We start from the raw sequence: 19,667 nt of genomic DNA, 5'->3' as shown, positions 1-19,667 counted from the left end.
TTGATGCCGCGATAATGCCGCCCTGGTAGATGTGCCTCGCGGGTTTCGACTTCCGTGGCAGTCTCTTCACGACTTGAACGAGGTGCACAGTATGCTGGCTGAACGCGCAAAGAAATGGCCCGAGCAGTGGAAACAACAGGGGCTGCAGGAAGGCCGTCAGGAGGGGCGTCAGGAGGGGCGTCAGGAAGCCCTGCTGGAAACGGCTCGCAACATGTTGGCGAAAACGGAAATGGATGATCGCGCCATTGCTGATATTGCGGGGCTTGATATCGAACAGGTGCGCCAGCTTCGACAGCAGCTTGGGTTCTGAAAAGACAAGTGCAATGCATCGCAGAGCGCCCGGTGGCGCTCTTTTTTTATCTGCAACTGAAACATATGTTTCCAAAGCGGGGTTATAGAAACTAAAGTAACAATTGCTGTCCTCGCACTACGGGTGCCCGGCCTTACTGGTTGACCGCTTCGCCCACAACAATCGTCAGGAGAGAGCCATGAAAAGTGATCCGATTCATCCGCCGTATCGCATGCTGATGGGCCCCGGCCCGATCGACGCCGACCCGCGCGTACTGCGCGCCATGTCGGCGGCGCTGGTGGGCCAGTACGATCCGGCCATGACCGGCTGGATGAACGAGACCATGGGGCTCTACCGCGAGGTGTTTCGCACCGACAACCAGGCCACCATGCTGATCGATGGCACCTCGCGGGCCGGTATCGAAGCGGCGCTGGTGTCGCTGCTGGAGCCCGGTGACCGGGTGCTGGTGCCGGTGTTCGGCCGCTTTGGCAATCTGCTGCGCGAGATCGCCGAGCGCTGTGACGCCGAAGTACACGTCATCGAGGCGCCCTGGGGCGAGGTGTTCCGTCCCGAGCAGATCGAGCAGGCGATCCGCGAGGTACAGCCCAAACTGCTGGCCGTGGTGCAGGGCGATACCTCGACCACCATGTGCCAGCCGCTGGAAGCGCTGGGCGAGATCTGCCGCCGTCACGGCGTGCTGTTCTATACCGATGTGACCGCCTCGCTGGCGGGGAACGAGTTCCGCGCCGATGACTGGGGGCTGGATGCCGTCACCGCCGGGCTGCAGAAGTGTCTCGCCGGCCCCTCCGGCAGTGCGCCGATCACGCTGTCGCCGCGCGCGGTGGAGGTGATCAACCGCCGCCGCCACGTCGAGGCGGGGCTGAAAAAGGAGGGCGACGACGACGCTCGTGGCCTGCGCATCCGCTCCAACTACTTCGATCTGGCGATGATCATGGACTACTGGAGCGAGGCGCGCCTCAATCATCACACCGAGGCGACCAGCATGCTCTACGCTGCCCGCGAGTGCGCCCGCCTGCTGGTCGAGGAGGGCATGGACAACGCCATCGCCCGCCACCGCCTGCACGGCCGCGCCATGCTGGCCGGTGTGCAGGGGCTGGGCCTCAGGCCGTTCGGTGATGTCGATAACAAAATGCACAACGTGGTGGGCATCGAAATTCCCGACGGCGTTGACGGCGAGGCGCTGCGCCGTACCCTGATTCAGGACTACGCCATCGAGATCGGTACCTCCTTCGGGCCGCTGCACGGGCGTATCTGGCGTATCGGCACCATGGGTTACAATGCCCGCCGCGATGCGGTCATGACCACCCTGGCGGCGCTCGAGCAGGTGCTGCGCCACGCCGGCGTGACGCTCAATGCCGGCGGCGGTACCGGTGCCGCTCGCGAGATCTATCAGGAGGGCTGAGCATGACCGAGTCACACCCCGTCGCCGGTGCCAGGCCGCCGCTGATGGATGCCGGCGCCATTCTTGACGCCTGCGACGCCTTGGCCGCCCTGTCGGCCAGCAAGGATCATATCGAACGGGTCTATCTCTCTGCCGAGCACGCTGCCGCCAATCGGCTGGCGGGGGAGTGGATGGCTGCTGCCGGCATGACGGTCTGGCAGGACGCGGTGGGCAATCTGTGCGGGCGCTATGAAGGCCGCGAGCCCGAACTGCCGGCACTGCTGCTGGGGTCGCATCTGGATACGGTGGTCAACGCCGGGCGCTATGACGGTATTCTCGGCGTGCTGCTGGCGATCGGCGTGGTGGCGCGCCTGCACGCTCGCGGCGAGCGGCTGCGTCATGCCGTCGAGGTGATCGCCTTCGCCGACGAGGAGGGCACCCGCTACGGCACCGCGCTGTTCGGTAGCCTGGCGATTGCCGGCGGCTGGCAGCAGCGCTGGTGGCAGCTGGTGGGGCGCGAGGGCGCCAGCCTGGGCGAGGCGTTTGAACAGTTCGGCCTCGACCGCGCGCGGGTAGCCGAGGCGGCGCGGCCGCCGGGTTCCGTCATGGCCTATCTGGAAGCCCACATCGAGCAGGGTCCGCAGTTGGAAGATCGCGACCTGCCGCTGGGGGTGGTGACGTCAATTGCCGGCGCACGGCGCTTCGAAATCAGCCTCGGCGGGCGCGCCGGCCACGCCGGTACCACGCCCTTCGCGCTGCGCCACGATGCGCTGTGCGGCGCCTCCGAGGCCGTCATCGCCATTGAGGCGCTGGCGCGCGCCGCCGACGACGTGGTGGCCACCGTCGGGCAGCTGTCGGTCACCCCCGGCGCGGTCAACGTGATTCCCGCCGGGGTGACCATGAGCCTCGATATTCGCAGCGACAGGGACACCAGCCGTGACCGGGTGATCGAGGCGATCGAGGAGACGATCGGTAATATCGCCGACCAGCGCGGCCTGAGCGTGGCGTGGCGCGAGACCCACAGTGCGCCGGCGGTACAGTGCGCCGGCTGGCTGTGCGAGCGCCTCGACAGCGCCGTCGAACAGGCCGCCGGCAGTTCGCTGCGTCTTGCCAGCGGCGCCGGTCATGACGGCATGGCGGTTGCCGGGCTGTGCGATATCGCCATGCTGTTCGTGCGCTGTCGCGGCGGGCTCAGCCATCACCCGGACGAGTCGGTGCGCGAGGATGATGTGGCCGCCGCGCTGGATGCCATGGGTCTGGCGGTGCGCTCGATCGCCGAAGGCTGAGGGGCGGCTTCAGCCGAGCATTTCATTCAGTCGCCCCCGCGCGATAAGGCCGATCTGTGCGATAGCCTCGCTCATCTCGGTGTCGCTGTCGCGGGGTAGACGTGTCTCCAGCGCTTCCAGCACCGCTTCCAGCGTCAGTCCGCGCACGGCGATAACGAAGGGAAAGCCGTGGCGCTCGTGATAGCGCTGGTTGAGGGTGATCAGAGTGGCGACGCGCTGGTCCTCGCCGTCCAGTCCGGCGCTCTGTTGCTCGCGGCGCGAGGCCGCGGTGAGATTATCGCGCTGACGCTGGCCGAGTTCCGGATGGGCGCGGATCAGCGCCAATTGTGTCTCCGGCGTGGCGTTGTCGACGGCGTTCTGCATGGCGGCATGAAGCGTACGCTCGCTCTCGAAGGGGCGTAACGGTTCGACGGCTTGCGCCACCCAGGGCGAGTATTCGTAGACGCCTTTCAGGGCGTCGACGAACTCGTCGGCAGGCAGACTGTTGAGTTGCTCGAGGGTAGGGCTCATTGGCAGGCTCCGATTGTAGGTCAATGGCCGTTGAGACAAGGGTTACAGGTTGGTGGCCTGTTATTCTTAATGAGTACGTGTTTCTCTGCCTGATAATAAATGTAAAGAAGGAAGCGACACATGCCCACGCTTACCACCCATGTTCTCGATCAGTGCCACGGTCGCCCGGCAGCGGGCATGACGGTATCGCTGGTTGCCCACGGCGACAGCGAGCCGAATCTGACCGTACAGACCAACGCCGATGGCCGGCTGGACGCGCCGCTGCTCAACGGCGGCGGCGACGGCGGCCACTACCGGCTGGTGTTTCACGTCCGCGACTACTTTCTCGCCGCCGGCGTCGAAAGCCCCTTTCTCGACCGCGTGCCGGTAGAGGTGGTACTGGAGCGCGGCCAGCGCTACCACGTACCGCTGCTGGTGACCCCCTGGGCGTACAGCGTCTACCGCGGCAGCTGAGAGTGGCGCCTGCGGTTTCAGGCGCTTTCCGGGGGCTGCGGCCGTTCGGCTTCGGTCCCGCTCTTCTCATCTTCGGTGACCTCGTTTTCCGGCAGAATCAGATGCATCAGGATCGCCAGCAGTCCGCCAGTGGTGATCGACGACGAGAAGATGCGCTGCGCCATTTCCGGCAGTCCGGCCAGCACCGCCGGCACCAGCTCCACGCCCAGCCCGGCACCCAGCGACAGGGCAATGATCATGACTCTTTTGCGCGTCATGCGCTGCTCCGCCAGCATGCGGATGCCCGACACCGCGATCAGCCCGAACATCAGCGTGGTGGCGGCCCCCAGCACCGGCCGCGGGATCGACTGCAGTACCGCGCCAAGCGCCGGGAAGAGCCCCAGAATGATCAGAATGCCGCCCACGAACAGGCCGATATAGCGGCTCGCCACGCCGGTCAGATGAATCACTCCGGTGTTCTGGCTGAAGGTGGTATTGGGGAAGGTATTGAAAAGCCCGGCCAGCATCGAGTTGACACCGTCGGCCAGCACCCCGCCGCGGATGCGGCGCTGATAGTCGACGCCGCTGGTGGGCATGTGCGAGGCGCGCGATGAGCCGGTCAGATCGCCCACCGTTTCGATGGCGGTGATCACATAGATGAAGGCCACCGGAATGAAGGCGGCAAAATCGAAGCCCAGTCCGTAGCGCAGCGGCTGCGGCAGCTGGAAGAGCGGCGTGTCGGCCAGCCCGCCGAGGCTCAGCCGTCCCATCACCGCAGCGGCCAGGCAGCCCGCTACCAGGCCCACGAACACCGAGCCGACGCGCAGCAGCGGATGGCGGCTGAGCTGGCAGGCGAGCACCACGCCGATCACGATCGCCGCCATCAGCAGGTCAAGCGGGTTGCCGGGGTTCTCGGCACCGGGGCCACCGGCGATGTCGGTGACGCCCACGCTGATCAGGCTCAGGCCGATCAAAGTGACCACCACGCCGGTCACGGTGGGGGTGATCACCCGGCGCAGATAGTGCAGAAAGCCGCCGAGGACGATCTCGATCAGGCTGCCGGCGATGCAGATACCGAACAGCACCGCCAGTACCTCGCGATCCGAAGCGCCGGCCTGGCGGGCGATCATGCCGGCGGAGATCAGCGCCGCCACGAATGAAAAGCTGGTGCCCTGCACGCACAAAAGCCCCGAGCCCAGCGGCCCGAAGCGATGCGTCTGGATCATGGTGCTGACGCCCGATATCAGCAGCGCCATGCTGACCAGCCACGGCGCCTCGGCCTCCAGCCCCAGGGCGCCGGTAATGATGATGGTGGGGGCGATGATCGCCACGAAGCAGGCCAGCACATGCTGGAAGGCGACCAGGGCCGAGGTATGAAACGGTGGCCGGTCGCCGTGGCGAAACAGCAGCTCGTTGTCGTGCATGATGTCTCCTGCCGGGGTGTTGTTGTTGAACCGGATTGCGAGTTCTGGCTTGAGGTCTTCGGGTTCAGCCGAACACCTTTCTTCCTTTTATTCGGGTCGCCGTCACGCAGCGCTCATCGCCCAGCATCATCAGGTTGAAAAGCCGCTCTGCGGGCGCCGGCGCGCGGCGCTCCTTGCGCGCCAGCATGGGCGTGGCCGCCGGGTCGAGGATGACGATATCGGCCTCCCTGCCCGGTTCGAAACTGCCCACGAAGCCGTCAATGCCCAGGGTGCGGGCGTTGCCCAGGGTATGGGCGTAGAACGCCTGCCAGGGCGTCAGCGGCTGGTCGGTCAATTGGCTTACCTTATAGGCGTCGGCCAGGGTGGTGAAGGGCGAAAGCCCCGGCCCGCCGCCGATGTCGCTGGCGATAGCGACACTGACGCCCCGGCGTCGGGCGGCGTGCCAGTCGAACAGGCCGCTGCCGAGAAACAGGTTGGAGGAGGGGCAGAAGGCGATGGCGCCGCCGGCGTCGGCAAGCCTTGCGCGCACCTCGTCGTCGATATGGATGCCGTGGGCGAAAATCGCCCGTGGGCGCACCAGCCCGAAGCGCTCGTAAACCGCCAGGTAGTCGCGCTCGGCGGGAAACAGCTCGCCGACCCAGGCCACTTCGTTGCGGTTCTCCGCAAGATGGGTCTGAATCACCAGCCCCGGATAGTCATCGGCCAGCCGCTGCGTGGCGGCGAGCTGCGCGGGGCTGGAGGTGGGGGCGAAGCGCGGCGTGATCGCGACTTCAAAGCGGCCGCGGCCGTGCCAGCGCTCGATCAGCGCGCGGCTGTCGCGCTCGCCGCGCTCGGCGGTGTCACACAGCGCCGGCGGCGCGTGGCGGTCCATCATCACCTTGCCCGCCAGCAGGCGCAGGTCGAAGGGCGCGGCGGCCTCGAACAGCGCATCGACCGAGTGCGGGTGGCTGGTGCAGAAGGCCAGCGCGCTGGTCACGCCGTTGGCCAGCATCTGCTCGATAAAAGCGCGGGCGATGTCGTCGGCGTAAGCCCGTTGGTTGAGGCGGCTCTCCTCGGGGAAGGTGTAGGTCTGCAGCCAGTCGAGCAGCTGGCGCCCGTAGGAGGCCATGATATCGAGCTGGCTGTAGTGCAGGTGCGGGTCGATAAAACCGGGCATGATCAGTTGGCCCGGGTAGTGGCTGACGGCTGTGTCATCCGGCAGCGTGGTCAGCAGCTCGGCGGCACTGCCGCAGCGCACGATCAGGCCGTTTTCGATCACCACCAGGCCGTCGGGGTAAAAATGGCAGCTGCCGTCGCGCGGCGTGTCGTCGACGCCCGGATCGTCAGTGAAATGTAAAATCATGCCGCGCAGGGCGTGACGTTCGTTCATGGCGTGTTCCGGTCGCTCTGGCGTTTTGATGCGTCTTTCTGCGTCGGCTTTTGCTCGAGTCCCGCCATTGTCTCGGCGTCGAGGCCGCGCAGCACTGTTCTGTCGTCCTCCGGCGTCATGCCGGCCAGTTCGGCGGCGATCGCCAGCGCGATCTCCTCCGGGCGTTTGCCGCGGGCGCCGGCCAGCCCCACCGGGCAGCGTACCCGCGCCAGGCTTGCGTCATCGAAGCCGGCATCGCGCAAGCGGTGGCGAAAGCGCGCCCACTTGGTTTCCGAGCCGATCAGACCGATAGAGGCGATGTCGTCGCTGCGCTGCTGCCGGTGCAGCAGCGCAGCGATCAGCCGTTCGTCCTCACCGTGGTCGTGGGTCATCACCAGCACATGGGCACCGGGGCGCAGGTGCGCGACCTGCGCCTCGACGTCGACATCCGGCTGACAGCCGCTGTCCGCGGCCAGCGGCGGCTCGATGTCACGACGCGAGTCGAACCACGCCAGCGGCCAGTTGAGCAGTGCCGCCTGGCGCGCCACCGCGCGGCCCACATGACCGGCGCCGAACAGCGCCAGATGGCAGCGCGGCCCCGGCCAGGCGCTCAGCAGTACGCTGATCTGCCCGCCGCAGCACTGGCCGGCGCGTACCCCCAGCGCAAAATGCTCCAGCTGTACCGCTTCGCGCCCCTCGCGCAGCAGGGCGCGGGCGGCGTCGATCACCTGCTGCTCGAAGCGCCCGCCGCCCAGCGTATCGAAGTGGTGCTCTGCGGTGATCACCATCTGCGCGCCGGGCTCGCGCGGGGTCGAGCCGGCGGCGGAGACCACCTGTGCCTGCACATGGGGCGTGGCGGCGTGGCGGCAGGCGGCGAGAGCGTCGTACCAGCGGCTCACTTCGAGACTTCCGTGGGTGACGTCTGTGGCGCTGCTTCGCCTGCGGCCCTGCGCCGGCGCGCCGCTGTGGCGGCGGTCAGCAGCCGCTCGGGCGTGGCCGGGGTGTCCAGCGCGACGCTGAAACGGTAGTCGCCGAGGCTGGCCAGCGCATCGCGCAGCGCCGCCCATACCGAGATGGCGAGCATCAGCGGCGGTTCCCCGACCGCTTTGGAGCGGTAGATCGTTGCCTTCGAGTTGGGGTGGCCGGTCAGCAGGGCGACGCGAAAGTCCTGTGGAATATCGTTGCAGGTGGGAATCTTGTAGGTCGCCGGGCCGTCGCTCAGCAGCCGCCCGGCGTCGTTGCGCGCCAGCGACTCGCTGGTCAGCCAGCCCAGCCCCTGCACGAAACCGCCTTCGATCTGGCCACGGTCGATCGCCTCGTTGAGGGAGTCGCCCACGTCGTGGAGGATATCGACGCGCAGCAGGCGGTGCTCGCCGGTCAGGGTATCCAGCGCCACCTCGCTTACCGCCGCGCCCCAGGCGTAGTAGTAGAAGGGCTGGCCGCGCCCGCTGTCGCGGTCGTAGTGAATCTCCGGGGTGGCGTAAAAACCGGTGGCAGAGAGCGATACCCGCGCCAGATAGGCCTGCCGCAGCAGCTCGTCCCAGCCGATTTCAAGCCCTTTGCCGAGCAGTTTTTCGTCGGCCAGCGTCAGGCTGTCACGGGCGACGCCGTAGTGCTCGGCGGCGAAGTCGAATAGCCGCGTGGCAAGGGTGGTAACGGCCTCGAATACCGCCATACCGTTGAGGTCAGCCCCCGAGGAGGCGGCGGTGGGCGAGGTGTTGGGTACCTTGTCGGTGCGGGTGGCGCTGATCCGCACCCTCGACAGCGGCAGCCCCAGTTCGCGGGCGGCGATCTGGCACACCCTGGTGTGCAGCCCCTGGCCCATCTCGGTACCGCCGTGGTTGAGCAGCACGCTGCCGTCGGTGTAGAGCTGCACCAGTGCGCCGGCCTGGTTGAGGTGCTGTGCGGTAAAGGAGATACCGAACTTGACCGGCGTCAGCGCCAGCCCGCGCTTGACCACCGGACTTTCGGCATTGAAGGCGGTGATCGCCCGGCGCCGGGCGCGATAGTCGCTGCTCGTCTCCAGTTGTTCGATGATCGTCTCGATCAGCGGCGGCGCGACCCGCTGGCCGTAGTGGGTGGTGTCGCGCCCCGGCCGGTAGAGGTTGCGCTTGCGCACATCCAGCGGGTCCATACCCAGATGGCGGGCGATATCCTCCATCGCCGCCTCGATCGGCATCATGCCCTGCGGGCCGCCAAAGCCGCGAAAGGCGGTGTTGGAAGCGGTATGGGTCATGGCGCGGTGACCGGTCACCCGGGCATGGCCCAGGTAGTAGGCGTTGTCGGCGTGGAACATGGCGCGGTCGACCACGCCTTCGGAAAGATCCGGCGAGTAGCCGCAGTCGCCGATCAGCTCGATATCGCCCCCCCGCAGCAGGCCACTGTCGTCGAAGCCGACGCGCCAGCGGTTATGGAAGGGGTGGCGCTTGCCGGTGCCCTGCATATCGATGGCCCGTGGCATGCGGTACTTCACCGCGCGCCCGGTGGCCTGCACGCCCAGTGCCGCCAGCGCGCCCAGCGCCGCTGCCTGACTCTCCTTGCCGCCGAAACCGCCGCCCATGCGGCGCACCTCGGCGACGATGGCGTGCAGCGGCAGGCCCAGCACTTCGGCGACAATCTTCTGCACTTCGCTGGGATGCTGCGAGGAGGTCAGCACGCGAATGCCGTCATCCTCCCAGGGTTCGGCAAGGGCGATCTGGCCCTCCAGATAGAAGTGCTCCTGGCCGCCGATGAACTGCCGCCCCTCGAGCAGATGGGGCGCTGCGGCCAGCTCGGCGTCAAGATCGCCGCTCTCCTGCACGTTCTCCGTGAAGGCGCGGCCGCGCTCCAGGCTGGGTTCATCATGGGCGCGACGCTGGGAGTGCGCGGGGCGCACCGTCAGCCCTTCGGCAATCGCCTTCAGCGGGTCGAGAGAGGCGGGCAGCGTTTCGAATTCGATCTCGACCCGCGCTGCCGCCTGGCGGGCGTGGCGCTGGCTGTCGGCGAGTACCGCGACGATCGGCTGGCCCACGTAGCGCACCTCGCCGTCGGCCAGCAGCGGATCGCCGGGATAGACCGCACCCACCTCGTTGTGGCCGGGGATGTCGGCGGCGGTCAGCACCGCCGCTACGCCGGGGGCGTGGCGCGCGGCGTCGAGCGTCATGGCGGTGATCCGGGCGTGGGCATGGGGGCTGATCGCCACCGCGAGGTGAAGCAGCCCCTGCGGCTCGATCAGGTCATCGATGTAGCGGGCGCTGCCGGTGACGTGGCCGCTGGCGCTGTCGTGGGGCGCGGCCCGTTCGGGGTCGGTTTGCGATGCGCAGGAGTTATCCCGGGACGGCGGCTGAATCAGCTGGCGCATGCGTCGATCTCCTCGAGGCGGATCGTTGCCTGCGGTTGATAGAGCTGTAGCGCGTGGCGGCGCAGCAGGTTGGCCGCGGCGTTCAGCCGGTAGTCGCGGCTGCCGCGCACGTCGTCGATCGGCGAGTAGTCCTCGGCCAGCGCCGCGCAGGCCGCTTCCAGCGTCTCGGCCGCCAGCCGCTGGCCCTCCAGCAGCGCTTCGCAGGTCGGGGCGCGCTGCGGTTTCGGCGACATGCCGCCGCAGGCGAGACGTACCTCATGGAGATGGCCGGCGTCGTCGAGGCGGTAGCGCAGCGCCAGCAGCACGGCGGTGATATCGTCCGCCGGGCGGCGCGACAGCTTGTGCACCCTGAGGTGCTGCCCCGGCGCCGGCCGCGGCAGCCACACGGCGCGCAGGAACTCGCCTGCGGCCAGCGCCGTGCGGCGGTAGTCGATGAAAAAGTCCGTCAGTGCCATTTCACGCTCGCCATCAGCGCCGTCGATCAGCACCCGGGCGTCGAGTGCCAGCAGCACCGGCGGGGTGTCGCCGATGGGCGAGGCGTTGGCGAGATTGCCGGCCAGGGTGGCGCGGTTGCGAATCTGGCGCGAGCCCAGCCGTGCCAGCAGTGCCGCGAAATCGGGATAGTGTTCGTCCAACAGCGGTTCCAGCCGTGCGTAGCGGACTCCGGCGCCGATCCACCAGCCGTCCGGCTGTGCTTCGATGCGCCCCAGTTCGGCGATCCGCGACAGGTCGATCACCGTTTCGAAGTCGACCAGCCCGAGCGTTGATTCCAGCATCAGGTCGGTACCGCCGGCGATCAGTCGCGCTTCGGGGTGCTCGGCCAGCGCGCCGCGCAGTGCCGCGAGATCGGCCGGGCAGTGCCATCCGCCGCCGCTGTCATGGGGGGCGGCCGGCGGTGTCTCGGGGGGCTCCAGTGGCCATTCCACGGCGCGCATGGCGCGGGCGGCGTCACGAATCGGGCGGTAACCGGTGCAGCGGCACAGATTGCCCTCCAGTGCCGTGTCGATGGCGTGGTCGTCGATCTTTCGGATGCGCGCGTCGTGATAAAGACAGAAAAGACTCATGACAATGCCGGGGGTGCAGAAGCCGCACTGGCTGGCGTGATGATCGACCATCGCCTGCTGTACCGGGTGCAGCCGCGCACCACGGGCGAGCCCCTCGACGGTGACCAGATGGCAGCCGGTGAGCTGCTGGGCGGGCGTAATGCAGGCGTTGGCACTCTCGTAGTGCACGCCGTCTTCGTGCTGCACCCCGATGGCGACGGTGCATGCACCGCAGTCGCCCGAGGCGCAGCCCTCCTTGCTGCCGCACGCCCGCAGGGTCTCGCGCAGCAGCGCCAGCACCGTCACGCCGGGGGCCGGGTCGGGGCAGCAGTGGCTGCGGCCGTTCAGGGTAAAGCTCAGCATCGGTTGACTCTCGCTGTGGCGGTCACGCTTTCCATGATGCAATTTTTCGGCCTGTCGTGCAGGCCTTGGCGCTATTGGCTGCCGAAAAGGGGGGTGATGCCGCGCGGCGATAGGCGGTAAGCTGTCATCGGGGCGTCAGACAGCGCTCGATTCCAACCACTTTGCGCAGGACAGCATGTCAGCAACCCCCGAAAGCCCTGCTTCGCAGCACATCGGCCAGCTTATCCGCCAACGCTTCGAGACGCTGACCCCTCATGAGCGCCGCGTCGCGACCTTTATTCTCGATCACTTCGACGACTTCGCGGTCTACAACGCCGCCGAACTGGCGCGCCTTTCCGGCGTCTCCAAGGCGACGGTCACGCGGCTGTTCAAGCGGCTGGGGTTTGAAAGCTTTCGCGACGTGCGTGAGCACGCCCGCACCCTGCGTAACCACGGTGTGCCGCTGGTGACCGATGCCGCTGCCATGGGCCAGGGGTTGGAGCGCTTCACCCGCCATTTCGAGCGTGAGCGCCATAACCTGCACCGTTGCCTGGAAGCGCTCGGCGCCCGGACCTTCGACGCGCTGGTCGACGCCCTGGACCGCGCGCGGCGGGTGGTGGTGATCGGCTACCGCAATGCCTATCCGGTGGCGCTGCATCTGCGTCAGCAGCTGATTCAGGCCCGCGAGGGGGTGGCGCTGGCGCCGCAGCCGGGGCAGTCGCTGGGCGAGGAGATTGCGGCGCTCGATGAGCGCGATCTGGTGATTGTGATGGGCTTTCGCCGCCGGCCGCGCCATTTCGCCGCGTTGATCGAGATGCTGGCGGCGGGCAGCGCCGCCAGCCTGCTGATCGCCGATCCCGGCGCCGGTCGCTATCGCGAACAAGTGCGCTGGTTTATCGAATGTCCGCTGGAGAGCGTTTCCGCCTTCGACAGCTACGCCAGCGCCATGAGCCTGGTCAATCTGATCGCCAATGCGCTGCTGCATCAGCGTCTCGCCGAGGGGCGCGCGCGTATCCAGCAGCTCAACGAACTCTATGGGGCTCTCGATGAAATCGAACCGGGGGCCATCATGCCGACAACGACCATTACGGACCACAAGCCAGGGGAATCATCATGACGGCAAGGGACAGGGCGATCTGGGTTAATGAAGAGGCGGCCGACACGGCGGCCCACGAACATCGGGACGGACCACTGGCCGGGCTGCGGTTGGCGGTCAAGGATCTGTTCGACATCGAGGGCATGGTCACCGGTGCCGGCAATCCCGACTGGCGCGCCGACCAGCGCCCGGCGGGGCGTACCGCGCCGGTGGTGGAGCGGCTTCTGTCGGCAGGCGCCGAACTGGCCGGCAAAACGCAGACCGACGAGCTGGCCTATAGCCTCAACGGCGCCAATGTACACTACGGTACGCCGGTCAACCCCGCCCAGCCCGACCGCCTGCCGGGCGGCTCGTCGTCCGGCTCTGCCATCGCGGTGGCGATCGATCAGGCCGATATTGGTCTGGGCACCGATACCGGCGGTTCGATCCGCGTGCCGGCCAGTTACAACGGGCTTTACGGGTTGCGGCCCAGTCACGGTGTTATCTCGCTGGAGGGCTGCGTGCCGCTGGCGCCCTCCTTCGATACCGCCGGCTGGATGTGCCGCGATGCCGGCACCCTTTACGAGGTCGGTCAGCAGTTACTGCCCGCGGGCAGCGAGGAGGCCGCCACAGCGGTCGTCAGCCTGATGCCGGTGGGTTTGGAGGCCGGGCAGCAGCGTGTCCTTGAACAGGCGCTGGCGGACAGCGGGTTCGAGCCGGCACGTCATGAGCCTCTCGACAGGGAGCTGCTGGAGCGCGCCAGCCGTGCCTTCCGCACGCTGCAGGGGCGGGATATCTGGCGCACTCACGGTGACTGGATTACAAAACGCCAGCCGCGCTTTGCCGATGATATCGCCGCGCGCTTTCGCTGGTGTGCCGGGCTCGATGCCGACGAAGAGCGCAGCGCCATGCGCGAGCGCGAGGCGCTGATCGAATATCTCGAGCGCGTCGCCGCGGGCGGCGAATACCCGTTGGTGTTGCCCACTACGCCGGGAGCGGCGCCGGGTCGCAACACGCCTGCCGAGGCGCTGGCGGGCTATCGTGAGACGCTGATGGGACTGACCGCACTGGCGGGCCTGTGGCAGGCGCCACAGCTTTCGATGCCGCTGATGCGCGACGAGGCGCTGCCCTGGGGCATGTCGCTGCTGGCGGCACCGGGGCAGGACAGGCGCCTTCTACTGTCGGCGCTGTGAGGCAAAACGTCGCGGAGCCATGCCTCGTGTGAGAGACAATTACTGCGCTATCTCTTTGATTTTATAGGCTTTCACTTCTTGTACAGCAAAAAAATCAAAAATTGGAGTCTGAAAGATGTCTTTTTCATGACTCAGGCTACTAAAGCGTTGCCGTATAAGCGTCGTTAATGCGTGAAGTCGCCATGATGGCTGGCGCGTCACCGAAACGAACTACTCAAGGTAATGCCTCATGCTCGGTCTCGATAGAAGCGTCAAATATAAACTGACGATCACCATGGCAGGATTGGCCGTCCTGCTGATTGTTACGGCCCTGGCGGGTTTCTATGGCACCCGCCAGGCCAACAACAACTTCCTCAACGCCTACGAACGCGATGTGCTGCCGCTCAAGCTGCTCAATGCTGTCGATGAAGGGATCTACGAATCACAAGTCGACATTCTGCGCGTGCGCAGTGATCAGTCGATCAGCGAGGCGCGTGAGCTGACGCAGCATGTTGCGGAGCTGCGCGCGAGCACCTCCGCCAACTGGCGGGACTACCAGGAGCACAACGTCACCAGTGCCGAGGAGGAGGCGATTGCCGCGCGGATCGCGCCGGCGCTGCAGGAGTACTGGCAGCGTTACGAGCGCCACCTGAATGATATGGTCGGCGGAGATTTCTCGGCCACGACAGACGGTAATCAGCTTCGGGTTCCTTTTGGCACCATTGTCGCGGGGATTAACGAGGCAGTTAATCTCAACATCACTCAGGTAGCAAACAAGTACGCCAATACCAGTGGCGCTGCCCGTCAGCAAATGTGGCAATTGGGTACCCTTCTGGTTGTGGCGTTGCTGCTGATGGCGGCGGCAGGCTGGTGGCTGACCCGTAGTATCATGCGCCCGCTCAACGAGGCTGGTCGCGTGGCCGACGAGATCAGCGATGGCAATCTCGATGGCCATATCGAGATCATCGGTCGCGACGAGTTTGCGGCGCTACTGCGGCGTCTGCGCGAGATGCAGCAGCAGCTGATTCGGGTGGTCGGTGACGTGCGTCTCAATGCCGAAACGGTGGGCTCGGCCGCGGGTCAGATTGCCGCCGGTAACGACGAGCTGTCGCGGCGCACCCAGTCGCAGGCGGCAAGCCTTGAAGAGACCGCCGCCTCGATGGAGCAGATGACCTCCACCGTGCGTCAGAACGCCGACAACGCCGCCCAGGCCAATCGGGTTGCCGGGGAGCTGCGCAATCAGACGTCCAGCGGCCGCGACGTGGTCGAGCAGACCTCCGGCGCCATGGAGCAGATCAGCAGTTCGAGTAAAAAGGTCGCCGAGATTGTCGGCCTGATCGACTCGATCGCCTTCCAGACCAATCTGCTGGCGCTCAACGCCTCGGTCGAGGCGGCGCGCGCCGGTGAGCAGGGGCGCGGCTTTGCGGTAGTGGCCGGCGAGGTGCGCACCCTGGCCCAGCGCAGCGCCAATGCGGCGAAGGATATTCGTCAGCTGGTCGACGACAATCTGGAACGGGTCAGCGATGGCTCGGCACTGGTGACGCGCTCGCGTGAGACGCTCAACGAGATCGCCGAGGGCGTTACGCGCATGAACGATCTGGTCGCCGAGATTGCCGAAGCGAGCCGCGAACAGTCCAGCGGTATCGATCAGGTCAATCAGGCGGTCTCCGAAATGGACAGCTCTACACAGCATAATGCGGCACTGGTCGAGGAGTCGGCGGCGGCGAGCCGTTCGATGGCCGACAGCGCCGAACGCCTGCGCGAGCAGATGGCCTTTTTCAGGGTTGCCGACAACGCCGCGGCGACACCGCACAGCGCGCCTCCGCGGCTGGGTAGTGATCAGGGCCACGGTTATAGCGGGCAGCAGCACAGCAGTCAGTCGTCGCAATGGCAGGGTTCCGGCGCTGCGTCATCGCAGGGCGACGGTGCCCGCCAGACGCAAAAGGGTCAGTCCTCCGGTGGGCGTAGTGAGCAATCGAGCCAGCACGACTCCCACACGAGCGCACGGCGTGGCGCTTCACAGGAGAACACCGGCAGTTACACCAGCGGCAGCAGGGCCAAAAGCAGCGACACCGATGAGTGGGAGACGTTCTGAGTACCCGCACCAACCCCGTCTCGGCGGGGTGTCGAGTCCATCAGCCGGCCGCCCGGGGCCGGCTTTTTCAGTGCTGTCGGGTGTGTTCCGGTGGTAGTTCAGCTACCACAGAAAGGCGACGATCGAATAACACAGCAGGGTAATCACCACGGTGCTGACGAGATTGAGTACAACGCCCTTGCGGATCATGTCGCCGATGGCGAGCTGACCCGAGGCAAAGACGATGGCGACCACGCGCTTTTCGGCGCTGCTCATGGCGCCCGGTTTATCCTCCTCCTCGGTGAGCATGCGGCGGCTCTCTGCGGCGCTGGTGTTGCCGGTCGAGATATGAAAAGGCGCTGCAGAAACCCTGTGCCGCCCGCTTTTGCGTCACGGGCGACAAAGGGGATAAAGGCTACCAGAACAGGTTTATCAGCAGATAGACCAGTCCGGTGACCACCAGGGTTCCGCTAAGGTTGAGGAAAAAACCGGCCTGAATCATCGACTTGATCGGCAGTCGTGCGGTGGCGAAGACGATAGCGTTGGGTGGCGTGGCGACCGGCATCATGAAGGCGCAGCTGGCGGCGATAGCGGCAGGCACGGTGATCAGCAGCGGCGATAGCCCCAGCGATACTGCCAGCGCGCCCAGCAGCGGTAAAAAGGCGGCGGCGGTGGCGGTGTTGGAGGTCACTTCGGTAAGAAAGATGATGACCAGCACCACGACCGCGATCAGCAGGATCAGCGGGAAGATCGAGAAGATGGCCAGCTGATTGGCGATCCATTCGGCAAGCCCCGAACTCTGGATAATGCCGGCCAGCGCCAGACCGCCACCGAACAGCAGCAGGACGCCCCAGGGCAGCGAGGAGGAGCTCTCCCAGTCCATCAGCTTCTCCTTTTTCTCATTACCCGAGGGCACGAGGAAAAGACCTATACCGACGATCATGGCGATGGTGGTGTCGCTGAGCCAGCCGACGCCCATGTTATTGAGCAGCGGCCGGGTGACCCAGGCGATGGCGGCGATCAGGAAGGCGGCGCCGACCCGTTTTTCGGCACTGCTCATGCGGCCCAGCGATTTCAGTTCGTCGCGCAGCATTTGTGCACCGGCGTCGCTGGCTTCCAGTTTGAAGCCGCCGCGGGTCAGCCACCACCAGGCGATCACCATCATCGCCACCGAGACGGGCAGGCCGACCACCATCCACTGGGCGAAACCGATGTCGACGCCCTGGTTGTTGGCGAGATAGCCGGCCAGCAGGGCGTTGGGCGGCGTGCCGATCAGGGTGGCGATGCCGCCGATGCTGGCGGCGTAGGCGATGGCCAGCAGCAGGTTGGTGGCGTAGCGCTCGATCTCTTCGTCAGCCTTGCTGGCAACCAGAGCAATGACCGAGGTGCCGATCGGCAGCATCATGATGGCGGTGGCGGTATTGGAGACCCACATGCTGATAAAGCCGGTGGCGATCATGAAACCGGCGATCTGGCGCTCGGGACTATTGCCGACCGTGAGCAGAAGACGCAGTGCGATACGCCGGTGAAGGTTCCAGCGCTGCATGGCAAGACCGAGCAGGAAACCGCCGAGGAAAAGGAAAATGATCGGGTCGGCGTAGGCAGCAGTCACTTCACGCAGGGTGCCGATGTTCATTGCCGGGGCGAGGATGATCGGCAGCAGCGATGTGGCCGGGATGGGAATCGCCTCGGTTGACCACCAGGTCGCCATAAGAAGTGCAAGGCCGATGCAGTGCCAGGCGCCTGGCGACATGCCGCCGGGTGCGGGCAGCAGCATCACCATGGCGACCCAGGCCAGGCCCAGCCACAGGCCGATGACAGGTGCGAGGGCGCTGTGGTTATCGTTGCGGGGGGCGCTATCGGGATTGGACATGTGCTCTCCTTGTGGTGGACGGCCTTTGTGCTTGCGGGCCTGAAAGGGCTCTCGGGTGGCTTAAAATTAGCCGTTCCGCGTCGGCTCTGTCACTTTCGTCACATCAGTTATCATTTGTTCTGTTTTGGCCGCATAGCGGCTATCACCGGCATCCATGGCCTTCATGTTAGAGTGGGTGCAAACCTCAGCCCATTTATTTCGAAGGTGTCAGCCTTGGTAACAGGTCAATGAGCGAAAGCCCCCCCTCGCTTGCACTGATCGCGATTCGTCAGGTCGAAAAAAGTACCGGCGCCAGTCGCAATGCACTTGAGCAGACCTCGGCACTGATAGCGCTGGGCTACAGGGTTGTGATTATTGCCGAGCGTGGCCGTGCTGATCTGGTCGAGCGAGCGGGTGCGCAGCTGGTGTTGACGCGGCGTTGGCCCTTCAAGGGCCCTTTTCGACGCTTCTGGTTCAATCGTCGCGTGCAGGCATGGGCGCGTCGTCACCGCCCGGCACTGCTGGTCAGTCATGGCGACGTGGAGACGCCTGATGTTGTCTATCTACACAACTGTGTGCATCTGGCAAACCAGGCGATATATGGCCGTCCGCTGCCGACGGGCCATGAGGTGGCCGCCATCCACGACCATGTTCTGGGCGGTCGGCGTTTTCGTCGCGTGGCGGTCAATTCGCGGTTAATGGCGCATGATCTGGCATCACGCTACGGTATCGATGAATCCGCAATCGAAATCAGCTACCCCGGTTACGACCCCGCACAGTTCAATCCGCAGCGCGCCCGCCCGAGGCGCGAGCAGCAGCGCCTTGCGCTTGGCGTAGGCGACGATGAGTGGTTGATCGGGCTGGTCACCTCGGGCAATTTTCGCAAGCGTAACGTGGCAGGCCTTGTCAGGATGGCTGCCGGCATTGAGCACCGACTGCCGGGGCGGTGTCGTTTTCTGGTAGTGGGGCGGGATGATCCTGCTCCCTACCAGCGCCAGGCTGTCTCACTGAATGTCGCAGAGCGTTTCATCTGGCGCTCTACGATCGACGATGTCGAAAGCCTTTATGGCGCGCTGGATCTGTTTGTGCTGCCGGCCCATATCGAAGAGTTTGGTCGCGTCGCACTGGAAGCGATGGCCTGCGCAACACCGGTGCTGTTGTCCTCGAGCGTGGGAAGTGCCGAAGTTCTCGAAGGCCGTCATGCCGAACTGATACTGAAAGCCGACGATGACGCCGGCTGGGTCGAGCGTATCGTTGAGTTGCTTGGCGATGCGCCACGGCGAGAAGAGATCGGCATGGCGCTGGCGCATCGCGTTACGGACTGGTCCCACGAACGTCAGCGCAACAGGCTGATGGCTTCCTTTGAATCCCTGCAGGCGTCGAAAGAATCGAGCTGACGAGATGCGTCTCATGCGTTACCTGCCATTTCCAATCGAAAGAGAGGTCCCATGCCCGAAGTTCTGGCGCTGATCCTGTTGGTGGTCGGCATCGTCATTGTCGCAGCGCTCACCGGGGTCGCATGGCGTCAATACCGTGAGCTTCGCCGTCGTCATGACGCCAGTCGTCATGAAGTACTCAAGCGGCAGCAGCACTGTATCGACAGCCTCGAAGTGATCGGGCGTGCCATGCTGGCCGAGCAGATGGATCTGGTGGAGGGGTGTCTGCGCTCGCGGGTCATTGTTGATCACCTGAACCCCGAGCTGCTGCGTGAAGAACCTTTTGAAGTTATCGCCCGCGTCAGCGAGGAGGCCGATCACCTGCATACTCACCAGGCGCGCGCTCGGTTGAGCCCTGCACAGCGCATGCGTGAGGATGGTGAACGTATCGAGCTGGCCGATCGCTACCGCGATCGGATCATGCGAGCTGCGCAGACGATGGCTGATCGCCAGCTACAGGCGAGCGATCCGGCACTCGAGCTCGGGCTCCGGGCACGCTGATTTTGAAAAAAAGCCACAAATAGGTTGAAATGCAGCTGGCTGTAAAAACAGCGTTTGACTTTCGCACCTCGCAGTGCGAAAACAGTGTTCGAATACACCGTATGCAGGATTGCTGCGGTATGCTATTCCCGTGGTGACAGT

General features: G+C 65.6%; 17 protein-coding genes. 9 read left to right on the top strand and 8 right to left on the bottom strand.

The annotated features are described in order from the left end of the window. Nucleotides 1-91: 91 nt before the first annotated feature. From H146_RS18265 to H146_RS0102925, 3 genes are all read left to right on the top strand, one after another. The gene (locus H146_RS18265) at nt 92-310 is read left to right on the top strand and encodes an RpnC/YadD family protein (RefSeq protein ID WP_019950354.1); all 219 of its coding nucleotides are present in this window, start codon (nt 92-94) and stop codon (nt 308-310) included. A 178-nt stretch (nt 311-488) separates the two neighbouring features. Then, complete coding sequence (locus H146_RS0102930; RefSeq protein WP_019950353.1) at nt 489-1,712, top strand: pyridoxal-phosphate-dependent aminotransferase family protein; 1,224 nt, start codon at nt 489-491, stop codon at nt 1,710-1,712. Nucleotides 1,713-1,714: 2 nt separating this feature from the next. Beyond that, on the top strand, nt 1,715-2,977 hold the full coding sequence (locus H146_RS0102925) for an allantoate amidohydrolase (protein WP_019950352.1): 1,263 nt from the start codon (nt 1,715-1,717) through the stop codon (nt 2,975-2,977). 9 nt (nt 2,978-2,986) lie between these two features. On the opposite strand, the gene uraD is transcribed toward H146_RS0102925, so the two are convergent. Next, nucleotides 2,987-3,487, bottom strand: a complete 501-nt coding sequence (uraD, locus tag H146_RS0102920; RefSeq protein WP_019950351.1) for a 2-oxo-4-hydroxy-4-carboxy-5-ureidoimidazoline decarboxylase — start codon at nt 3,485-3,487, stop codon at nt 2,987-2,989. Nucleotides 3,488-3,607: 120 nt separating this feature from the next. On the opposite strand from uraD, the gene uraH reads away from it, so the two are divergent. Further along, on the top strand, nt 3,608-3,940 hold the full coding sequence (gene uraH / locus H146_RS0102915; protein WP_019950350.1) for a hydroxyisourate hydrolase: 333 nt from the start codon (nt 3,608-3,610) through the stop codon (nt 3,938-3,940). Between the two features lie 17 nt (nt 3,941-3,957). Here uraH and H146_RS0102910 read toward each other — a convergent pair whose 3' ends face one another. The 5 genes from H146_RS0102910 to xdhA all read right to left on the bottom strand — a co-directional run bounded on the left by H146_RS0102910 (nt 3,958) and on the right by xdhA (nt 11,437). Further along, nucleotides 3,958-5,343, bottom strand: a complete 1,386-nt coding sequence (locus H146_RS0102910) for a uracil-xanthine permease family protein (protein WP_019950349.1) — start codon at nt 5,341-5,343, stop codon at nt 3,958-3,960. 64 nt (nt 5,344-5,407) lie between these two features. Beyond that, nucleotides 5,408-6,712 (bottom strand): guanine deaminase, encoded by a 1,305-nt coding sequence (gene guaD, locus H146_RS0102905; protein ID WP_019950348.1) that lies wholly within the window; start codon nt 6,710-6,712, stop codon nt 5,408-5,410. Further along, nucleotides 6,709-7,590, bottom strand: coding sequence for a xanthine dehydrogenase accessory protein XdhC (gene xdhC, locus H146_RS18260; RefSeq protein WP_019950347.1), 882 nt, complete (start codon nt 7,588-7,590; stop codon nt 6,709-6,711). Before xdhC ends, guaD begins: the two co-directional genes overlap by 4 nt. After that, nucleotides 7,587-10,031 carry a xanthine dehydrogenase molybdopterin binding subunit gene (xdhB, locus tag H146_RS0102895; protein WP_019950346.1) on the bottom strand — a complete coding sequence of 815 codons (2,445 nt, stop codon included), beginning with the start codon at nt 10,029-10,031 and terminating at the stop codon, nt 7,587-7,589. Before xdhB ends, xdhC begins: the two co-directional genes overlap by 4 nt. Further along, the gene (gene xdhA / locus H146_RS0102890; protein ID WP_019950345.1) at nt 10,019-11,437 is read right to left on the bottom strand and encodes a xanthine dehydrogenase small subunit; all 1,419 of its coding nucleotides are present in this window, start codon (nt 11,435-11,437) and stop codon (nt 10,019-10,021) included. Before xdhA ends, xdhB begins: the two co-directional genes overlap by 13 nt. A gap of 175 nt (nt 11,438-11,612) precedes the next feature. Here xdhA and H146_RS0102885 point away from each other — a divergent pair, with 175 nt between their 5' ends. The 3 genes from H146_RS0102885 to H146_RS18250 all read left to right on the top strand — a co-directional run bounded on the left by H146_RS0102885 (nt 11,613) and on the right by H146_RS18250 (nt 15,758). After that, the gene (locus tag H146_RS0102885; RefSeq protein ID WP_019950344.1) at nt 11,613-12,533 is read left to right on the top strand and encodes a MurR/RpiR family transcriptional regulator; all 921 of its coding nucleotides are present in this window, start codon (nt 11,613-11,615) and stop codon (nt 12,531-12,533) included. Then, nucleotides 12,530-13,684: an amidase gene (locus H146_RS18255; protein ID WP_019950343.1), complete on the top strand. Its 1,155-nt coding sequence runs from the start codon at nt 12,530-12,532 to the stop codon at nt 13,682-13,684. Before H146_RS0102885 ends, H146_RS18255 begins: the two co-directional genes overlap by 4 nt. A 229-nt stretch (nt 13,685-13,913) precedes the next feature. Then, nucleotides 13,914-15,758: a methyl-accepting chemotaxis protein gene (locus tag H146_RS18250; protein ID WP_019950342.1), complete on the top strand. Its 1,845-nt coding sequence runs from the start codon at nt 13,914-13,916 to the stop codon at nt 15,756-15,758. A gap of 102 nt (nt 15,759-15,860) precedes the next feature. Here H146_RS18250 and H146_RS0102870 read toward each other — a convergent pair whose 3' ends face one another. Beyond that, the gene (locus tag H146_RS0102870) at nt 15,861-16,046 is read right to left on the bottom strand and encodes a hypothetical protein (protein ID WP_019950341.1); all 186 of its coding nucleotides are present in this window, start codon (nt 16,044-16,046) and stop codon (nt 15,861-15,863) included. 106 nt (nt 16,047-16,152) lie between these two features. Continuing rightward, a complete protein-coding gene (locus H146_RS0102865) occupies nt 16,153-17,610 on the bottom strand; it encodes an SLC13 family permease (RefSeq protein WP_019950340.1) in 1,458 nt (485 codons plus the stop codon). A gap of 227 nt (nt 17,611-17,837) precedes the next feature. On the opposite strand from H146_RS0102865, the gene H146_RS0102860 reads away from it, so the two are divergent. Both H146_RS0102860 and H146_RS18245 read left to right on the top strand, forming a co-directional pair. Next, nucleotides 17,838-18,986 (top strand): glycosyltransferase family 4 protein, encoded by a 1,149-nt coding sequence (locus H146_RS0102860; protein WP_019950339.1) that lies wholly within the window; start codon nt 17,838-17,840, stop codon nt 18,984-18,986. A gap of 51 nt (nt 18,987-19,037) precedes the next feature. Further along, nucleotides 19,038-19,526, top strand: a complete 489-nt coding sequence (locus H146_RS18245) for a DUF2489 domain-containing protein (RefSeq protein ID WP_019950338.1) — start codon at nt 19,038-19,040, stop codon at nt 19,524-19,526. The last annotated feature ends 141 nt before the right edge of the window (nt 19,527-19,667 follow it).

The sequence above is a fragment of the Kushneria aurantia DSM 21353 genome (genome assembly GCF_000382245.1).
Classification (GTDB): Bacteria; Pseudomonadota; Gammaproteobacteria; order Pseudomonadales; family Halomonadaceae; genus Kushneria; species Kushneria aurantia.
The sequence above is the reverse complement of the archived record's forward strand: the minus strand, read 5'-3'. Positions and strand labels throughout refer to the sequence as shown.

Coding starts and splice junctions, on each gene's coding strand:
- H146_RS18250 (WP_019950342.1), top strand. CDS start 13,914: ATGCTCGGTCTCGATAGAAGCGTCAAATATAAACTGACGATCACCATG.
- guaD (WP_019950348.1), bottom strand. CDS start 6,712: ATGAACGAACGTCACGCCCTGCGCGGCATGATTTTACATTTCACTGAC.
- H146_RS18245 (WP_019950338.1), top strand. CDS start 19,038: ATGCCCGAAGTTCTGGCGCTGATCCTGTTGGTGGTCGGCATCGTCATT.
- H146_RS0102925 (WP_019950352.1), top strand. CDS start 1,715: ATGACCGAGTCACACCCCGTCGCCGGTGCCAGGCCGCCGCTGATGGAT.
- uraD (WP_019950351.1), bottom strand. CDS start 3,487: ATGAGCCCTACCCTCGAGCAACTCAACAGTCTGCCTGCCGACGAGTTC.
- H146_RS18255 (WP_019950343.1), top strand. CDS start 12,530: ATGACGGCAAGGGACAGGGCGATCTGGGTTAATGAAGAGGCGGCCGAC.
- H146_RS0102885 (WP_019950344.1), top strand. CDS start 11,613: ATGTCAGCAACCCCCGAAAGCCCTGCTTCGCAGCACATCGGCCAGCTT.
- H146_RS0102865 (WP_019950340.1), bottom strand. CDS start 17,610: ATGTCCAATCCCGATAGCGCCCCCCGCAACGATAACCACAGCGCCCTC.
- xdhA (WP_019950345.1), bottom strand. CDS start 11,437: ATGCTGAGCTTTACCCTGAACGGCCGCAGCCACTGCTGCCCCGACCCG.
- H146_RS18265 (WP_019950354.1), top strand. CDS start 92: ATGCTGGCTGAACGCGCAAAGAAATGGCCCGAGCAGTGGAAACAACAG.
- H146_RS0102910 (WP_019950349.1), bottom strand. CDS start 5,343: ATGCACGACAACGAGCTGCTGTTTCGCCACGGCGACCGGCCACCGTTT.
- H146_RS0102870 (WP_019950341.1), bottom strand. CDS start 16,046: ATGCTCACCGAGGAGGAGGATAAACCGGGCGCCATGAGCAGCGCCGAA.
- uraH (WP_019950350.1), top strand. CDS start 3,608: ATGCCCACGCTTACCACCCATGTTCTCGATCAGTGCCACGGTCGCCCG.
- H146_RS0102930 (WP_019950353.1), top strand. CDS start 489: ATGAAAAGTGATCCGATTCATCCGCCGTATCGCATGCTGATGGGCCCC.
- xdhB (WP_019950346.1), bottom strand. CDS start 10,031: ATGCGCCAGCTGATTCAGCCGCCGTCCCGGGATAACTCCTGCGCATCG.
- H146_RS0102860 (WP_019950339.1), top strand. CDS start 17,838: ATGAGCGAAAGCCCCCCCTCGCTTGCACTGATCGCGATTCGTCAGGTC.